Origin of the sequence: Sphingobium tyrosinilyticum (assembly GCF_042654265.1) — a bacterium.
GTDB classification, from domain to species: Bacteria; Pseudomonadota; Alphaproteobacteria; order Sphingomonadales; family Sphingomonadaceae; genus Sphingobium; species Sphingobium tyrosinilyticum.
Map to the genome: position 1 here is coordinate 207436 of NZ_JBHSFZ010000025.1, position 17481 is coordinate 224916.

General features: G+C 62.3%; 16 protein-coding genes. 1 reads left to right on the forward strand and 15 read right to left on the reverse strand.

Annotation, left to right across the window (positions count from 1 at the left end):
* Nucleotides 1-51: 51 nt before the first annotated feature.
* The 3 genes from ACFO3E_RS12120 to ACFO3E_RS12130 form a co-directional block, all read right to left on the reverse strand.
* Nucleotides 52-1302: an efflux RND transporter periplasmic adaptor subunit gene (locus ACFO3E_RS12120; RefSeq protein WP_380805002.1), complete on the reverse strand. Its 1251-nt coding sequence runs from the start codon at nt 1300-1302 to the stop codon at nt 52-54.
* Nucleotides 1299-1694: a hypothetical protein gene (locus ACFO3E_RS12125; RefSeq protein WP_380805004.1), complete on the reverse strand. Its 396-nt coding sequence runs from the start codon at nt 1692-1694 to the stop codon at nt 1299-1301. Before ACFO3E_RS12125 ends, ACFO3E_RS12120 begins: the two co-directional genes overlap by 4 nt.
* 337 nt (nt 1695-2031) lie before the next feature.
* Nucleotides 2032-2640 carry a TetR/AcrR family transcriptional regulator gene (locus ACFO3E_RS12130; RefSeq protein WP_066531367.1) on the reverse strand — a complete coding sequence of 203 codons (609 nt, stop codon included), beginning with the start codon at nt 2638-2640 and terminating at the stop codon, nt 2032-2034.
* Nucleotides 2641-2786: 146 nt separating this feature from the next.
* Here ACFO3E_RS12130 and ACFO3E_RS12135 point away from each other — a divergent pair, with 146 nt between their 5' ends.
* Nucleotides 2787-4109: an Hsp70 family protein gene (locus ACFO3E_RS12135; protein WP_380805006.1), complete on the forward strand. Its 1323-nt coding sequence runs from the start codon at nt 2787-2789 to the stop codon at nt 4107-4109.
* Between the two features lie 9 nt (nt 4110-4118).
* On the opposite strand, the gene ACFO3E_RS12140 is transcribed toward ACFO3E_RS12135, so the two are convergent.
* The 12 genes from ACFO3E_RS12140 to ACFO3E_RS12195 all read right to left on the reverse strand — a co-directional run bounded on the left by ACFO3E_RS12140 (nt 4119) and on the right by ACFO3E_RS12195 (nt 17477).
* Nucleotides 4119-4370: a hypothetical protein gene (locus ACFO3E_RS12140; RefSeq protein ID WP_066531370.1), complete on the reverse strand. Its 252-nt coding sequence runs from the start codon at nt 4368-4370 to the stop codon at nt 4119-4121.
* 40 nt (nt 4371-4410) lie between these two features.
* Nucleotides 4411-4818, reverse strand: coding sequence for a GlcG/HbpS family heme-binding protein (locus ACFO3E_RS12145; RefSeq protein ID WP_066531371.1), 408 nt, complete (start codon nt 4816-4818; stop codon nt 4411-4413).
* A 92-nt stretch (nt 4819-4910) separates the two neighbouring features.
* Nucleotides 4911-6488 carry a hypothetical protein gene (locus tag ACFO3E_RS12150; RefSeq protein ID WP_380805009.1) on the reverse strand — a complete coding sequence of 526 codons (1578 nt, stop codon included), beginning with the start codon at nt 6486-6488 and terminating at the stop codon, nt 4911-4913.
* 386 nt (nt 6489-6874) lie between these two features.
* A complete protein-coding gene (locus tag ACFO3E_RS12155) occupies nt 6875-8854 on the reverse strand; it encodes a hybrid sensor histidine kinase/response regulator (RefSeq protein WP_066531374.1) in 1980 nt (659 codons plus the stop codon).
* Entirely contained in the window at nt 8847-9485 is a 639-nt protein-coding gene (locus tag ACFO3E_RS12160) for a chemotaxis protein CheC (protein WP_066531376.1), read from the reverse strand. The genes ACFO3E_RS12155 and ACFO3E_RS12160 overlap by 8 nt, the downstream gene beginning before the upstream one ends.
* Entirely contained in the window at nt 9482-9865 is a 384-nt protein-coding gene (locus tag ACFO3E_RS12165) for a response regulator (protein WP_066531378.1), read from the reverse strand. The genes ACFO3E_RS12160 and ACFO3E_RS12165 overlap by 4 nt, the downstream gene beginning before the upstream one ends.
* Nucleotides 9866-9934: 69 nt before the next feature.
* Entirely contained in the window at nt 9935-10174 is a 240-nt protein-coding gene (locus ACFO3E_RS12170; RefSeq protein ID WP_380805012.1) for a hypothetical protein, read from the reverse strand.
* A complete protein-coding gene (locus ACFO3E_RS12175) occupies nt 10171-12138 on the reverse strand; it encodes a chemotaxis protein CheA (protein ID WP_066531381.1) in 1968 nt (655 codons plus the stop codon). Before ACFO3E_RS12175 ends, ACFO3E_RS12170 begins: the two co-directional genes overlap by 4 nt.
* Nucleotides 12138-12977 (reverse strand): CheR family methyltransferase, encoded by an 840-nt coding sequence (locus ACFO3E_RS12180; RefSeq protein WP_066531382.1) that lies wholly within the window; start codon nt 12975-12977, stop codon nt 12138-12140. The genes ACFO3E_RS12175 and ACFO3E_RS12180 overlap by 1 nt, the downstream gene beginning before the upstream one ends.
* On the reverse strand, nt 12974-14107 hold the full coding sequence (cheB, locus tag ACFO3E_RS12185; protein ID WP_066531384.1) for a chemotaxis-specific protein-glutamate methyltransferase CheB: 1134 nt from the start codon (nt 14105-14107) through the stop codon (nt 12974-12976). The genes ACFO3E_RS12180 and cheB overlap by 4 nt, the downstream gene beginning before the upstream one ends.
* On the reverse strand, nt 14104-15525 hold the full coding sequence (locus ACFO3E_RS12190) for a chemotaxis protein CheW (protein WP_066531389.1): 1422 nt from the start codon (nt 15523-15525) through the stop codon (nt 14104-14106). The genes cheB and ACFO3E_RS12190 overlap by 4 nt, the downstream gene beginning before the upstream one ends.
* Nucleotides 15522-17477, reverse strand: coding sequence for a methyl-accepting chemotaxis protein (locus ACFO3E_RS12195; protein WP_066531812.1), 1956 nt, complete (start codon nt 17475-17477; stop codon nt 15522-15524). Before ACFO3E_RS12195 ends, ACFO3E_RS12190 begins: the two co-directional genes overlap by 4 nt.
* Between the last annotated feature and the right edge of the window lie 4 nt (nt 17478-17481).

A 17481-nucleotide genomic window follows, 5' to 3' on the forward strand; every position in this document is an offset into this window, starting at 1 on the left:
GGGGGAGGCCCCCACCCCAACCCCTCTCTCGGGAGGGAGGGGCTATTCCAACTAAAAGGTCGCCTGCGAAGCAGCCGGAACGCTGCTCTCACTAGCCGCCATCGGCGCAGGCGAAGCCTTGATCGCCACAGCCCGCGTCGCGACCTTCGCACCTGGCATCGCCGACTGAAGGTTCGTCACGACCACCCGGTCACTAGGCGACAAGCCCGCCCGGATAATCCGCAAGCCATCCACCACTGGACCCAACTCGACAGGCTTGGCGGAAACGCTGTCATTCTTGCCGACAATCAATACGGTCTTGCGCGCCTGATCGGACTGAACCGCTTCGTCGGGGATCAGAAGGGCATTCACCTTCCCGCCATTAGCGAGGCGCATGTTGCCAAACATGCCGGGGGTCAGGAACATGTCGGGATTGGCGAACAGCGCGCGGACGCGGATCGTGCCGGATCGCGGATCAAGGCCATTGTCGGTAAAGTCCAGACGCCCCTTCCAGCGATAATCGGCTTCATCCTGCAACCGCACCTCGACCGCACCCGCGCCGTCCTTGTCGCGCTGCGACTTAAGATACAGCGCTTCGGAGGCGTCGAAATTGAAATAGATTGGGTCCAGCTTGTTGATGGTCGTCAGCAGCGTCGCGCCAGCGCCTTCCGCTCCGGAAACCAGATTGCCGATGTCGATGCGCCGGTCGGATACGCGCCCTGAGATAGGCGCGCGAACGTGCGTGAACTCCACCTCCAAAGCCCGCTGACGCTCGCGCGCCTGCGCAGCCGCCAGCTCCGCTTGCGCGGCTTGCAAGCGGGAACGCAGGGCATCGACTTCGCTGGCCGAAACGGCTTCGTCGCCCGTCAGACGCTGAACCCGCTTATAGTCGTTCTGCGCCAGAAGCAGCGCGCTGCGAGCGCTCGCGCTGTTGGCGCGGGCTTCGGCCAGCGCGGCGAGGAAGGGGCGCTGATCGATGGTGAACAGCAACTGCCCCGCTTTCACATAATCTCCGTCCCGGAAATGGATCGCCGTAATCGCACCCGAAACGCGCGGCCGAATATCGACCGTCTGGCTGGGAGCGAAGCGGCCAACATAATCATCCCATTGCGTGACGGAGCGGCTCAGCGGGGTGGCGATACCAACCACCGCCAAGGTCGCGGGCGCGGCTTGCGCCTCCGGGCGATCGATCAATTTCCACCCGACGCCGCCCAGGACTACAAGCGCGATCGCTGCGATTGCGGCATGGCGCTTGCGGCCCCGCAGGAGGGGGGAAGATACCGCATTGTGGCTGTCGGCATCGATGGGCTTGTGCATGTTCATGCGAAACTCCTGACCTTCGGGCTGCCACGCATGGCGGCGATGGCGGCGAGCAGCCGTTCGAGATGGGCTTCGGTGAACCCGGCGGACCGAAAGGCGGATATACGGCGGGAATGGACGTCATAGCTGCGATGCCAGGCTTCGACCGCGATCTGGCGCAGTGCTTCCAACCGCTTGTCCGCCAGCCGCGGGTCCGGCTTTTGCCCGAAGATCAGGCGTTGCAACCGCGTCCAGCGGCCGGGCTCCCGCAGCGTCGCAAGGCTATCCTGCCGGGCGAGGTGCACGACCTGCCATTCGAGCGGAGAGAAGCTGATGTTTCCGGCCGTGACCGCCGGGCTGCGAAAGGTGCCCCCTACGCCGCCTTCGGCCAGAAATGTTTCCGAACGATAGACCATGATCTCGTCCCCTGTTTTTTTGAAGGCAGCGGAGCAGGGCGCGACGGGTCGCGCCGCAAAATCACTGACTTCGCGGATGATAAATGGCCGCCGTGCGTCCACGCGCGATTACGTCGCGGATTACCGGCGTTGTTTCATGATGAATAGGAACGGCCTTCCTCTCCGAACGGCCGTGCCTATGCCGTCACTGACGGCAGTCCCTGTCCTGCATTCGACCTCCTGACGAAGAGTCTGTCGAATTAACTACCATATGGTATATAATGAGATGCAGCGGATGGTCAAGAAGCTTTGTGTACCGATCGGTCTTTTTTATTAAGTCACTAAAATTGCAGCAATGTTACGCACTGGGCCACATTGTTAGAGCGGTATCGACAAGCTGGGTCAAGCGGTCTTCCGGAACCCCCGAGCCTGCCTGGACCGCCAAGCCCTGAAGCATTGTGGTCAGGTAAAGAGCAAGCGCCTTCGGCTCGACGTCCGCTGGCAGATCACCTTCCTTCTGCGCCCGTTCGAACCGTTCGATCAGCGCCCGGTCGGAGGACGCGCGCCGCGCCAGAATTTCGTTGCGGATACATTCGGCATGCGCCGTATTGGCGACCGAACTGATGACGCCCATGCACCCCTTGGGATCCGTGTTGCCGCACTGCATGGCCAATGCGCCCTTCAGCAGCCGTTCTGCGACTTGCTTGGCCGTTGGTGCTTCAAGCGCCGACTTCACATAACAGAGCTTATCCCGCTCATAGAGGTCGAGCGCCTTGCGGAAGAGCGATTCCTTGTTGCCGAAGCAAGCGTAGAGGCTAGGCTTTGTGATGCCCATCGCCTCGGTAAGCTCCGCGAGCGACGCACCTTCATAGCCGCGGCGCCAGAATATCTCCAGGGCGGCGGCGAGCGCCTTCTCCGGATCAAACTCGCGCGGGCGACCTCTGACAGGGGTGGATGCGGTTTCCATACCGATCAGTATATAGATGCCCCGGCGAATAGCTCAAGGGCTTCGTTGCACAGATAAGACCAAGGCCGTTGCGCCCTCGGCCCGCAGCTGCGAAGAGGCGCGCCCTGTCTGTTCTGCCAAATCCCTTTCAATTAGATGGATCATTCATGACTTCGCCTCCTCGCTCGATCGGCATCGATTTCGGCACCACAAATTCGGTCGTAGCGATCGGCGACGCTGGTGGGCAGGCGGCAATGGTGAACTTCGCCGCGCCAGAAGGACCTGCATCCATCTTTCGATCTGCGCTATGCTTTTGGGAGGATGGGAACGTTCCAGGCGGCATCGCGCGGGAGGCGGGCCCTTGGGCGATTGCGGAATTTCTCGAATACCCCCAAGGCAGCCGCTTCCTGCAATCCTTCAAGTCGGTCGCCGCCAGCCGCGCCTTCGAACATGCCACGATCTTCGAGAAGCGGCTGCGCTTTGAGGAACTCGGCGTAATTTTCCTTGAGCGCCTACGCGCTCATGCCGGCGAATGGCTGAACACGCTACCGCCTCATGTCATTGTCGGACGCCCGGTCCGCTATGCTGGGCAGCGTCCGGACAGCGTCCTCGCCCGGCAGCGTTACGACTTGATGTTCGCCGCGCTCGAGCGGGAAGTGCACTATGTTTATGAGCCACTCGGCGCCGCGTTCAGCTTTGCCGCGCGCTTGAATGAGCCCGCCACTTTACTCGTCGCTGATTTCGGCGGCGGCACCAGTGACTTTTCGGTCGTCCGGATTGGGGAGCCTGGCGCGGCGCGACGCTGCACCCCACTCGGGTCGGCTGGCATCGGCATCGCTGGCGACCGCTTCGACTACCGGATCATGGACAAGCTGGTGCTGCCGATGCTCGGCAAGGGCGGGACCTACGCCTCCATGGGCAAACAGTTTGAAATCCCCGCCGGATATTTCGCCGACTTCGGTGACTGGTCACGGCTGGCATTGATGCATAACCGCCGAACCCTTGCCGAACTGCAGAAGCTCCAGCGCGCGGCGCATGATCCGGCGGCAAGCGGCAGGATGATCGCGGTGGTAGAGAATGAACTGGGCTACCCCCTTTACGACGCGGTCGCGCGGCTGAAGCGTGTGCTTTCCACAAAAGAGGAGGCTCATTTCCATTTCGACAGCCCTGGCATGCGCGTAGAAGCAGATGTCAGCCGCGCCGAGTTCGAGCAGTGGATCGCGCCCGACCTGGCGCGGATCGGGACGACCATTGACGTTGCGCTTGCCAATGCAGGCGTGGGAGCCGACGTGATCGATCATGTTTTCCTGACTGGCGGATCATCATTGATCCCTGCTGTACGCCGCCTGTTCGAAGAGCGCTTCCCGGCTGGCCGCATTGCGAGCGGCGACGAACTGACATCCATCGCGCATGGGCTCGCATTGATCGGCCAGGAAGCCGACATTAGCCAATGGGCGGTGACGGGCGAGGTGGAAACGGAGCAGGCGTAAATCGCCGCCTCAGCGATCCTTGTCCATCATATCCATGAAATCCCGCGCCGCGTCCCGATCGGCAGGATCGTCAAAGGCGTCGAGGTCTGGCGCGGCGCCCAGCAGGAACAGAAGTGACCAAAGCGCGAACCGTCGGCCCCGGTCCTTTTCCAGCCCAAAGTCAACCCGCATCCTTTCTACACCCGCCGCGATGGCGGCGGGGGGAACGGCGTCCAGATCGGCAGAACCGAAATAGCGGTGAAGCTGATCATCAAAATCCATATGCGCCCAACCTTCCGATCTTTCTGGCCGCAGCCTGCCGTTATGACAGTATGGCTGCGATCCCCGCGCGCGCAATTTGAGCATCCTGGTCAGATTTGACGCCCGAGACGCCGACCGCACCGACGAAATCGCCCTCCACGATGATGGGCACGCCGCCCTCCAGCATCGCCTGAAGCGCGGGTGCGGACAGCATCGACACGCGGCCATTGAGTACGAGGTCCTCATAAACCTTGGACTCCCGGCGGCCAAGGATCGACGTCACCGCCTTTGCGGGCGCCATATGGGCGGTGCTGGCAGCCGCGCCATCCAGCCGGAGCAGGCCGAGCAGATGGGCTCCATCATCGACCACCGCGATGGTCACGGCCCAGCCATTGGCGAGCGCTTCGGCCTCTGCGGCGGCGAGAATGGCCTTCACGTCTTGTGCTTCCAGGCTGTGCTTAGTCTTCATCGATCGGTCCGTTCATAAGGAGGCGCCAAGCAGGATGCTGGCCGCGTTTAGCGAAAGCCGCGCTGTAGCATCCGACGCGCATCTTGCCAGCGTTATAGAGCTGCCGCTGACGGAGTTTCATTTAGGGAAGCTTCCATTGTGAGGATGGTGGGCTTGTCCACACCAAAAGACTGGACAACGATCTTCACCTCACCGGGCGTCGGTAGATCGGACGAGGGAATTTCGATCGATATGACATTGTCCTCCTGAGCTTGCCAGGGGGCAGTCAGGCTTCGGCCGCCGGGCAACTGAACGGAGATATTCCTGACGCAAGTGAGGGATGCGCCCTTTACCGCCAGCCTGTTTTTCTGACCTGCGATCAGGCGTTGCCCCGGCACCACCTGCCAGCTTTCATCTTCTGGAAACTGGACAGCGAATTCGGGCCCTTCGAACGCGTCGAAGCCCCAGAAGCCGTGCACGCGTGCCGCGACGGAACCCTTGAAATCCCTCGCATTGAACGATGAGGCGAAAATATAGCCGCCCTTGTCAGCGCGTGCCACCACTGGCACATCCACAGCGCGCCCGGCCTTGTTCGGCAACCGCAGCATTATGTCATATGCATAGTCGGTGGCGAATATCAAAGGTGCCCCATCGACGCCGAATACCGCGCCGGGGCGCGTCGCGCATATCGGCGCATCGCTGCTCTTGCGCAGCGGCGGCGGGACATTCTTCTCTATGGCAGGGAGCGCGGCGACGAGTACGGATTTGGGCTTGCGGAAGGATGGTGCGCTGTTCAGCAGTAATGAGACCGAACCGCCGTTCTGGATGCCCAAGGCAGGCAGATAATTGAACTCAGGATTGTTGAACGCGCCAAATATCCGGGCAAGGTCGCGCACCACCCCGATATAGGGACTGTAGAAGCCATATCCCCCTTCCCGGGTAGCGCTTAGTTGCAGCGCCAGATCGGTGGGCGCACCGATGATCGTTTCAGTGAGCGAATTGCTGTGAATGTCGCCCAGCACCAGACTGTCCCTGTTTTCCACCAAACAGGCGGCCTGAAATTCCACTACCTTCGCCAGACAATCCGGGTTGAGCTTCACCGCAAGACTGGAAGAGAGGACGGGTGCGACATTCCTTAGAAATTCCGGATGCGTATTTTCCTGAGAGCGGATGCCGCGGATGAAGGCGTTGAGTCTGCTTCTGTCGAGAGACGCCTTGTTGATGTCTTGAGTGACGCGAACAAATTCACCCGGCCTGCCACGGATCGCATCAGAGATGGTGCCAAGATCGCCTCCTGTGTCAGGCACCATGAACAGCACCAGTTGACGGGCATGGTCTGGCACCGTCAACTTCAATATTCGCTTCTTCTCCTTCTGCTGCCATGTCTCTGCATTCGCGATCCAGCTCTTTGGCGGGGGGTTGGTTACGCCCCGCAGAAAGGCTGAGATCAGCCGATAGCGGATGGACTGGTCAGCAGGCAAATTAGCCTCGATCTTCACGACGTCGCCCGTTGCAAGCGCAGGCACCTTCCCAATCGGCAGCGTACGTCCCGCGCGGCTGACACTGACGGAGAGTTCAGGGCCGGGCAGATCGAAAGCCGCAGGTTCGGCCGCCGGTGCGCTGGCCGCGGCGGAGCATGCCGCGATGGCGGAGAGGCAAAGGCGCGTCGAAGGAATCCAGCGGACTGTCATGCTTTCTCCCTGCGCGGTGAAACGGCTTCGTCAAGACAAGCCGCTATCTTTTTAGATTTGCTGCTCCGCAAGAGAGGCGAAGTGCACGCGACAGCCTCCGCGCCGTGAGCGGGCGCTTCAATCCGTGACCGCTTTTTTTGGTAAAGGCGTCAATGCTGAGAACAGCTTGTCTGCCACCCTTTCGACGTGTTCAGCAGCAATTTGCCGGCTCGAAGCGTCTGCATCATCCGTCCGCTGCTCGCTCGCGTGATTGCAAGCGGCGACGGCTAGGCCAGCCGCCAAGATCGTAAAGGTGGTTCGGGACATCGGGAGCCTTCTAGCAAGGTTTCCCGGCGCAACGCCTTGTTGATGCTTCGCGTTCCACTCCAGCCGCTATGGCCGTCCAATCATATCCGGTCGATGATCTCTCGTACGCGCGCCGCAAGCGTTCGCAGCGTGAAGGGTTTCACCAATAGATCAACGCCTACATCAAGCCGCCCATCGCGCATGATCGCATCACGCGGATAGCCGGAGGTATAAAGGATGCGGAGGTCCGGCTGACGCGCCCGCGCTACGGCGGCGAGTTCGCTGCCCGACATCTTCGGCATCACGACATCGGTCATGAGCAATCTGATCGGATGTTCCTGTTTATCGAGCAAGGCGAGCGCGTATTCCCCATTATGCGCCTCAATGACCCGATAACCCAACTCGCGCAGGGTAGCGACCGTGTAGGCGCGGACATCGTCATCATCCTCGACCACCAATATCGTCTCGGAAGCGGTGCCAAACGGCTCACTCTCGCGAACCATGCTAACGGGGGCCTCCGCGCTCCCGGCGCTGCGGGCGAGCAGCAAGGTAACGACTGTTCCGGCGCCGGGCGTTGAGTCAATCACCACCGTGCCGCCCGATTGTTTGGCAAAGCCATATACCATCGAAAGGCCAAGACCGGTGCCCTTGCCGACTTCCTTGGTCGTGAAGAAGGGGTCGAAAACTTTCGTCAGGGTCTCGGGGTCCATGCCGACGCCGCTATCGGTTACAGTGATTGCGACATAGTCACCCGGTGGCGGGTTATTTCCCCCGCTTTCAATAATGCTGATCTGACGGTTGCGGGCCGCGATGGTCAGCGACCCGCCCGACGGCATGGCGTCTCGACCATTAACGGCGAGGTTGAGGATGGCATTTTCCAACTGATGCGGATCGGCTTCGATGGTCCAGACATCATCGGGCGCGTCGATCGCGATCGCCACCGCTTCGGTGATGGTGCGGGTTAGTAGGTCTGACATGCCTGCCAGCAGCCGCGGCACCTCTATCGCGCGCGGATCGAGCGGCTGGCGGCGGGAAAAGGCCAGCAGCCTCTGGGTGAGGGCAGCCGCTCGGTCAGCGCCTCGCATGGCGTTGCCGAGCGCACGTCCGACGCGAGGATCGGCCGAATTGTCGAGCCGCCGCAGCGCGATGTCCACGCTACCGGTAATGATCGTCAGAAGATTGTTGAAATCATGTGCGATGCCGCCTGTGAGCTGCCCGACGGCTTCCATCTTCTGCGCTTGGCGAAGCGCATCTTCGGCCCGCAGCCGTTCTTCGATCTCCTGCGCCACGCGCTGCTCGAGTGTGTCGTTAAGCTCACGCAGTCTTGTTTCCTGAAGCTTTGCCTCCGTGACATCATAGATGACGCCGAGCAGGCGATAGCCGCTACCTTCGCCTTCGCGCATCACTTCGCCGCGCCGTGCGATCCAGCGTTCCGCGCCATCGTCGCTCCGCCGGATGCGGAAAACGCCGTCCAACCCTGCGGGCATGACGCCATCCTCAGGGATGAGCGGTGCTTCGCCTTCGCAGGGGACGGCGTTGATTGTTCTAACGGGCAGGCGGTCGGCGGGGTGGAGGCCGAGCAGGCGGCAGAACTCACTTGATACGGAGACGGTCGCAAAACCGTCCTGATATTCGAATGTGCCGACGCCGCCAGCGCTTTGCGCCACGCGTAGCCGTTCTTCGGTGCGTTTGCGGTCCGTGACATCGATCAGCAAGCCAGTGAAACGAAGGGGGTTATCCTGGTCGTCTAGGTGGCTCTGCCCCCGTCCATGCATCCAGAGCACCGCCCCACTCGGGGAGATGACCCGGAACTCCTTCGAGAAGAGTTCTGCGCCGGCCAGCAGGCCTGCGACCGCGATGCGGATTCGGGGGCGGTCTTCGGGATGGATAGCGCTGAAGAAAGCGGCCGTCGGCATCGGCTCCCCGGCCGCGCCTTCGCCGAAATCATATAGCTGCGCGAAGCGGCTATCGACAATCAATTGGTCCTGGACAATGTCCCAGTCCCAGGCGCCGCTTGCGCCGGCCGCCGCAAGGACGCCGCGTAGCTGCTCGGCTTGGGCAAGCGCACTCTGGTCAGCCATCCTCACCCACGATGCGCAAGATGAACTCGTCTAACAATTCCTTTAGAGTGGCGAGCGAAGGGATATCCATCAGCATGGCGATATAGCCGCGAATGTCGCGCTGCCGCACCGCGAAGTCGATGTAGAGGAACAGCACCAGCCCTTCCGCCTTCGCATTTTCGTCGATCTCGAACAGCATTGCGCCGTCGCCCCGCAGCACTTCCGGGATGGTCATCGACAGCGACCGCTTCAGCATGTTGGCCATTGTGGCAAGGCAGCTGTTGAGAATGATGTTACCGGTTTCGGCAAGCGCCTCACGCTCCATTTCTATCACTTCTTCGGCCGAAAGCTCGCCGCCCGTGACTGCGCGAACCAATTCCAGACTGTTCGTCTCGGGAAAGATAAGGAGGGCGCGCCCTGAAAATGGACCCGAGAAATCCTGCCGCACTGCGACCAGTTCCACCACTTCCCGCTCGCTGATCAGGCGTGCGGCGCGACGCTGGTTTACGACTTCGATCGACGGCACGGATAGCAGGACCTGGTCGCCAATCATCTTTCGCAACGACGAGGCGGCGCGGCTCACGCCGATATTGACGATCTCAGTCAGCGCGTCCCGTTCGAGTTCACTGAGTGCGACCTGATCCGGCATCATCCCTGACTTGACCTAAGCTTGAGCGCGGCGCCGGATAGGAAGCCGGCGAGGCCCTCGCTGGTCACGGGCTTGGGGATGAAGGCCGCGCCGACCTCACGGGCCTGCGCGATAATTTCGTCCTGGATGTTGGCGGTGATGATGGCGATCGGCATGTCGGGCCTCAAAGCGCGTATCTCGCGGGCAAGTTCCAGCCCGTCCTGTTCGCTCATGTTGAAATCGATGAGCGCGATGTCGAGCGGCTCCTTGCCCATCAATGCGAGCGCCTGCTCTCCGCTGCTGGCCTCCAACTTCTGCCACTCTGGCTGAAGTTCGGCTACAGCCTTCCCCGCGACAATTCGGGCCAATTTGCTGTCGTCCACGATCAAAATTGTAACGGGCATTCACGACTCCGAAAATCACGCGCTTTGAATCAGCTATAGGCACGATCTTTGGGTGCCGGAATAAATTTGTTACGGATTCATCAGGAGCCCCAGCACCACCTCCCGCAGGAAGTTGTCTTGTGGCACTCCTGACAGCGGGCGCCCTGCGGCATGGAGCAATTGCACCACTGCTAAATGCGCACGCACGAGGCTGCTGACATCGATCACGTGCGTAGGATGATCGAGCAGCGCCGCAAGCAACCGCTCGGCATCCTCCACGGTTGCGGCGCCGGTAAGGATGATCCGGTCCTGCCCAATGGTCACGCTCACGCCATCAGCTCCGGCAAATCCAGCACCAACAGAATGCGACCGTCCGTCATCATGGCAGTGCCCGCGATGGCGGGCAGCGCGGTGAGCAGGCCATCAGCTCGGCGCACGACGCCGTCGAACCGCTCGTCCAAGCTGTCCACACGAAGCGCGGTGCGGCAGGGACCAATATCGGTGATGAGCAGCCTGGCAATGCCGCCACTTGCCGGCTCAAATCCGAGCAAGGAGGCAAGATCGAGTACGGGCACCGTTTCCTCGCGCAGCACGCAAGCTTGCGCCTTCTGGCCCAGAGGATGGATCGCACTGGCGCTGATCCGGGCGGTCTCTACGATCTGGTCCAGCCGAATGCCCAATTGCTGGCCTCCTGCGCCAACCACCACGAGTGGGGTCGTTAAGGCATTCGCGGGGAGTCGCAGGGCAATGTGAGTGCCTTGGCCCACTTCGCTTTCGACTGCGATGGTTCCTGCCAGCTTTTCGACGGCAGCCTTCACAGCATCCATGCCAACCCCCCGGCCCGACAAGCTGGTCGCCCTTTCTGCGGTCGAAAAGCCAGGAAGGAAGATGAGCTGGAGTGCTTCTGCATCAGAGAGAGCAGCGGCCGCATCGCTATTCATCAATCTTTTCGCGATCGCTGTCTCACGCAAGGCTCGGGCATCGATACCGCGCCCGTCATCCGCGATCATGATCTTGATGCCATTCCCCTCCGGCCGGACCGACAGGTGGATTTTTCCCTCAGGCGGTTTGCCATGGGCGGTGCGCTCGCTGGCGGGCTCGATGCCATGATCGACGGCGTTGCGCACGATGTGGAGCAATGGTTCGAACAGTTGGTCCGCCACCTCCTTGTCAACGCGCGCTGTTTCTCCTTCTAAAATGAAGCGGACCGGTTTCCCCAGGTTTGCTGCAGCTTCGCGAGCGAGGCGTGGCAAGCGGCGCAGCACGGGTTCAAGCGAAACCTGCCGCACTCGCGCGACAGATCGCTGTACCTCTGCTGCAACGCGGCCGATCTCATCGTCTGCGGCGCTGAGTTCTGCGGCCAGCAATGGGTCTAGCGCGCGCAGGCGGTCGGCGATAGGCCGCAAGGTCCGGATCGCGACGGTGAGTTCGCCGATTTGGCTCGCCAGACGATCGAGCCTGGATGCCTCGACCCGCAGCATGGACGAAGGGTCCTTGGGCTGAGGGCCGACATCGGGCAACGGAGCTTCAAGCACGCTGCCCAAAGGTGCGACCGCAGCTTGATCGGGCATCAGTCGGAATGCCGCCCGCACCGCCGCCTCATCGCCGCCGCTGATACCCTCGATCACGCTGATGCAGCGGAACGGTTCGCATGACGCAATGGCGGGCCATTCACCTGCTGCGGGCAGCACCGCCAGCGCGAGCAGATCCGGAACAGCCGCGCTTATCGCCAGCGGGTCTTCGCCGCGGAAGAAGCAGTCTGCATCGGGCGTGTACCGGAACGCCGTCTGCGCCTGTTGAAGACCGACTGGCGAGAATTCCGGCCTCGAACGTAGAGCAACGAGCCAATCCGCCTCTTGCGTCACGAGCGCAGCCATCGGGTGAGGGCGTCCGTCCGCTTCCGTGCCGCCGGCCCCATCATCGGCGAGCAACATGGCGATCAGCCGGTCAGCCTGCGCCTCCGCCCCTTCGCTCAGCGAACCGGTCATTTGCATGGCGTCGATCCATCGATCAGTCTGGTCGATCACGGCCAGCACAGCGTCGAGCGCTCGTTCGTCGAGTAACGCGTCTCTCCTGCGCGCCGCTTCCAGCCGGGTCTCCGCGGCGTGGAGCATCTCTTCGGCCGGGGCCATCTCGAAAAGGGCCACTGATCCCTTTAGGGTATGGACTGAACGAAAGAGACTATCGAGCGCCGTCCTGTTCTGCGGGTCGCGGCTCAGCGCGACCAAGACTGAATGCGCGTCCGCAACCAGATCCCGACCTTCCAGGATAAATTGTTCGAGAAGCTCGTCCATCAGCGCCTCCGATAAACGATTGCCCGGTCCAGGCGAACCAGATCGAAGCGTTCATCGATCCGCGCCATGGACTCACTATGGCCCAGGAGCAGATAGCCGCCCGGGAAGAGCGCTTCGTGAAGATTTTGCGCAGCTTCGGCTCTGGAAGCCTCATCGAAATAGATAAGCAAGTTGCGGCACAGGATGATATCGAAGCCGCCTTGGCTGGCTACAGACGCGCAATCGTTCAGATTGACCTGCGTAAACAGGACTGACTCACGTAAGTCCTGGACGATCCGACGCCGGTGATTATGCTCCTGCTCAAAATAGGCGGACAGCATCTCTTCGGGCAAGCGGCCTAGCGACCGCGCGCTGTAATAGCCTTCTCGCGCCGCATCGAGCGCATGGGTATCGATGTCCGATCCGATGATCTCCACATTATAGGCATCGACCAGTGGCCATCGTTCCAGCAGCCAGAGCGCAATGGAATAAGCTTCCTCACCCGTCGAGCAGGGCAGGGACCAGATGCGGATGAGGTCACCGGGCTGTTTCTTCGCAGCGATCGCTGGCAAGATGTCGTCGGCGAGGGCGGCGAGCTGATGGTCCTCGCGCAGGAAATAGGTTTCATTGATGGTGACGGCGTTGATCAGCAACTGCCGCTCGTGCGGGTCATGTTCGAGCAGGTAGAGATAGCGCACAATGTCCGTCGTGGCGGTGCGCTTCATTCGCTCCGTGACGCGCCGTTCAAGATAATAGCGCTTCTTTTCGCCGAACTTCATTCCAGTCAGGCGATAGAGCAGCGTTGTAAACTGTTCGAGCGAAGAGCCGGCCAGCAGGCTTTCTGTTGCGCTCTCCATCATGGCGTCGCCCAGGCAATTAGCTGCGCGGCGATGCTGTCGAGCGGCAGGACTATGTCAGCCCCATCGGCGGCGACGAGCGCGCCCGGCATGCCCCATATGACGGAACTCTCCTCGTCCTGCGCGATAACATGACCGCCGTGTTGGCGCAGAGCCGCCATGGCTTTGGCGCCATCATGTCCCATGCCCGTCATCAGGACGCCGATCAGAGCCTCAGGCGGGAACAGCCCTCGCGCGCTTTCGACCATTCGATCTGCGCTCGGGTGCCACAGCCGTTCCGCCTGAACCGGAGCGGCGAGCACATGAGGCACGCCGCCACGCCGGGAAAAGACGAGATCCGCGTCACCCCGGCCGATATAGGCCGTGCCGGGCTGAAGAGGGGTAGGTTGCTGCACTTCCACCACCTGTATCTCGCATGCACGATCAAGGCGCCGGGCGAGTGGCCCTGTAAAGCTCGCGGGCATATGTTGGGCGATGATAATCGGCCATGGAAAATCCGCTGGCAGTGGGCCGAGCAGCGCATCGAGGGCAGGCGGCCCGCCGGTCGAGACGCCGACCAGTACTGCTTCGATTCCCGAAAGCGAGACTGTTGCAGGAAGGTGAGGCGCCCTCACGCGTGAAAGGCGTGGTTTGACTGGGGGAGGGGATCGGCGGGCGGAGCCGAGAGCCGTGGGAGCCGGGAGGCGTCCCGTCGCCGCCCGCTGGCGAACCCGATCGGCGAGGCGCGTGCTGCGCGGGATATGGGCGCTCGCCGCAGTACGGACCTTTTCGATAAGGTCTGCGGCGATCCCTTCAATCTCTAACGAAAGAGGGCCACGCGGCTTCGCGATGAAATCGACCGCGCCGAGCGCCAGCGCCTCCAGCGTCTCGTCGGCGCCTGCCTCCGTGAGGGAGGATAGCATGACAACCGGCGTCGGCCGCTCGATCATTATGCGGTCGAGGCAGGCGAGGCCGTCCATGCCCGGCATGTGGACGTCGAGCGTAATCACGTCGGGATGAATGTTTTCGATTTTCTTCAGCGCTTCGTCTGCATTGCGCGCAACTTCGACCGTGAAATCTCCAGCTTCGGCAAAAAGCTGGATCAACAAATGCCGCATCAACGGGCTATCATCGACGATCAATAGCCGGATCATGATGCGGCCATTAACTGCTGGGCGGTCACTTCGGCGAGCAGCTCCTGTTCCGCAGAGGATATCAGGGCAGCCGGGTTGATCACCAGCATCGGCGGCCCGCCATCCTTCCCGCCGTGCTGAAGCGCATCACAGAAGATACCGTCTGCCAGAACGTCGGGTAGTGGGGCTGGGGCGAGGGCGCTTGATTTGACCACGACGATCGCGCGCGCGTCATCGACGAGGAAGCCAAGCCGCTGCCCCCCCGCTTGCACCCGCAGTAACCGCTGGCGCACGCCACTGGCCGGGGAGCCGGTCATCCGCAACACCTGATCGATGATAGCCAACGGCTCGCCATGGACGGGAGCCACGCCCAGAAGCCAGGGCGGCACACCTGCGATCTTGGTCAGGCGGGCGGGCCGAGTCGCGACCTGTGCGATGGCGGCAACTGGAAAGGCGATGAGATGCTCGCCGATCCTTACCGGCAGCAGTGAGATGCTGTCCTCGTCCCGATCCGTTTTTGCGGGTGTCGAAGTCTGATGCCTTGCGCTACCGGCGAGGAGGCGCCTCGTTCGGGCTTCGCTTAACAAATGATCAGCGGCCAGGATCGACACCAGCTTGCCTCCGCCTTCGGGGCGACAAATCGCGCGTATCCGAGCTTCGCCATCGTTGCGGAGCACGGTGGCGGGTAGGTCATCGACGCGCGACGAGGACAGTTGCAATATGCTCTCCACACGGTCCACGAGAAGGCCGAGCCTGTGACTGCCCAGCGCGACCACTATGATATGGCTGGCGCGGTTCGTGGCCGCTCGGCCACTCACATCCGATCCGGGCAGACCCAGCAGGGCAGCAAGCGATAGCAACCCGAGGGTGATGTCCTCCCAAGCCATGGTCCCTATCACGGCAGGGTCAGCTCCAGGTAAGCGCGCGATGCTGCCGGGGACGCGCAGCACTTGCGCAATCTCTTCAACCGGAAGGGCGAAGCTCTGATCGCCGATTGCGAACCGCAGCAAGGCTATGCGGTCCTGCTGATCAGCCAGATCAGCATTCCGGGCGGTAGCCGCAACCAATGCGCGGCGGGCGGTCTCACGCACGGGGAAACTGCGTGCGACCAAATCGTCTATGGCGAGATCGTCAACTTCGTCCGCTGCTGCTTGATCCGGGCTCAGACGATCGACCGAATCGACTGCGAGCGCGATGCGTTGCGCGCCCGACAATATCAAAATACGACGGGGCCTATCCTGCGCTTCGCGCTTGTCGGAAGTTCGGGGGCAGAGGACCGCCAGCGTCTCTCCACGCACGTTTCCAAGGCCGAGCAGGCAGGGCGGCGCCAGCGGCACCGGTGTCAGCTGAGGCAGGCGTGCTATTTCGCGCACCCGGCTCGCGGGCAGTGCGTAGCGCCGCTCTCCAGCGCGGAATACTAGCCGCTGCTCGGCTCTCATTCGGCGGCTATGTCGCTGCGGATATTGAGCGCTTGAGCGAGCGAGGCGATATCCTCGACGGCGGCGGCGAGCATCTCCGTGCCCTGCGCCTGCTGCTGGGCGGCTACTCCGGCTTCACGAGCGGCTTCCGCTGCCAACTCGGCCGCTTGAGCGATCTGCTCGCACCCGCTCTTAACCTCACGCGCGGCCTGCTGGATCGCTTCTGCGCCCGCCAGGATTACGCCATTGTCGGCGCGGGTTGCGTCAACCTCGGCCGCCATTTGTGCAAAGCGGTCGAGCAGCCCCTGGTTACGCGCGGCCTCGACCTCACCTGCCGCCGCAATCTGATCAAGGTCGCGGCGGGCCGAATGGATGCTGTCCTGAATTGCGCGCACCACATCCTTCCCGTCCTCGGCATTGGCCGCAAGGCTGCGCGCGAGTTTGCGGATGTCGGCGGTCACTGTCGCAAAACCCTGGCCCGCCTCACCCGCGCGGGTGGCTTCGACAGCGCCGCTAACGCCTAGCATATTGGTCTGCAATGCTCCGAGGGCCAAGGCGTCGGCGATTTTTTCGGCACGGCGCGCCGTCTCTCCAAGGGCACTCAGCAGTTCGAGGACAGCGCGAGTTTCCTCGACCGCTTCACCTACGCCACTGATCAACTTCGTCAGGGTTGCGCTGCCGTCTGCTACTGAGGCCACAATCATATCGAGACGTTCGACCGCGCTCGCCGCACGTTCCTTCGCGATGGTAGCGCTGGTTTCGATCTGGCCCATGGCCGAACTGGCCTCCAGCGTGGCAGCGCTTTGCAGTTGCGCCCCGCGAGCAATCTGCTCGATTGCGATCTGGATCTGGCTGGATGCGCCCGACAGCTCCTGCACGGTGGCGGACAATTGTTCGGCGGCCGCAGCAACTTGCTCTACCGCGCGCTCGTCAGCGTCCCCCGCTCCCAGTGCTGCGCTCAATTCGGCCAGCGCTTCGGCCGTCTGCTGGCTCTGCTCGAGAGAGGCGGCCTGCTGCTCTATGGCTTGCTGCGCTTCCGCTGCCGCTGCCGACTGTTCCTCCGCAGCGGTTGCGACCTGTTCCGCGCCAAGCTCGGACTCAGTAGCAGCGGCCTCGGCCTGAACCGCGGCGGCCGCGATCTCATGCGTGCCGTCCACCACCGCTGCCAATGTGGTCCGCGCTTCGCCTAGCGCAGTGCTGATCCCGCCGCCATGCAGGGCCTCTTCGCTCGCTCGCGCACTGGCCGCCTGCATCCTGCTCGCGACCGTGCGGACGCCCTCCATGATCTCCGTGGCGAGTTTGCGAATGTCGGTGGCGCTCGCTTCCGAAGCTTCTGAAAGCTCGCGCACCTCGTCGGCGACGATGCCAAAGCCCCTGCCGCCGTCGCCCGCGCGCGTGGCTTCGATCGACGCGTTCAAAGCCAGCATCCCGGTCTGCTCGGCGAGATCTTCGACCATACCCCCGACGATGCTGATGCGCGTCGCAGCCGCTTCCAGCTGCTCGATCGCGGCAACGGAATTCAGCTGGCGGCGCGCGTTAAGCTCGATCGCAGCAACGGACGCATCGATTTGGGCAGAGGTTTCGGCAAAGGCCGCCTGGAGCCGCTCGGTCTGATTGCGCGATGCGGCTGCCCGATTGGTCGCTTCCCGGAAGTGGGAGCGCAGATGCCCGATGAGGCCCAGCGATTCCTGCGCCGCGCTGGCGGCTTCATCAGCACCGCTCGCCATCTGCTCGACGCTGCGCTGCAGTTCGGCCGCTGCGGAGGCGGATTCTCCTAACCCGCTCGACAGTTCCTGTGTCGCTTGGTCGATCCGCTCGACCGCCGTCAGCGGCTTGCGCTTGGAACGCACTGAACGCGCGGGAGCGCTGCCGATTGAGATGGTTTTGCCGGACTGCGGCTCATCCGCTTGTGGCGCTGCAACCTGCTTCCCGCGCGTGCGCTTTCCCAGCGCAGCCTTTTTCACCAGGGCCATGAGC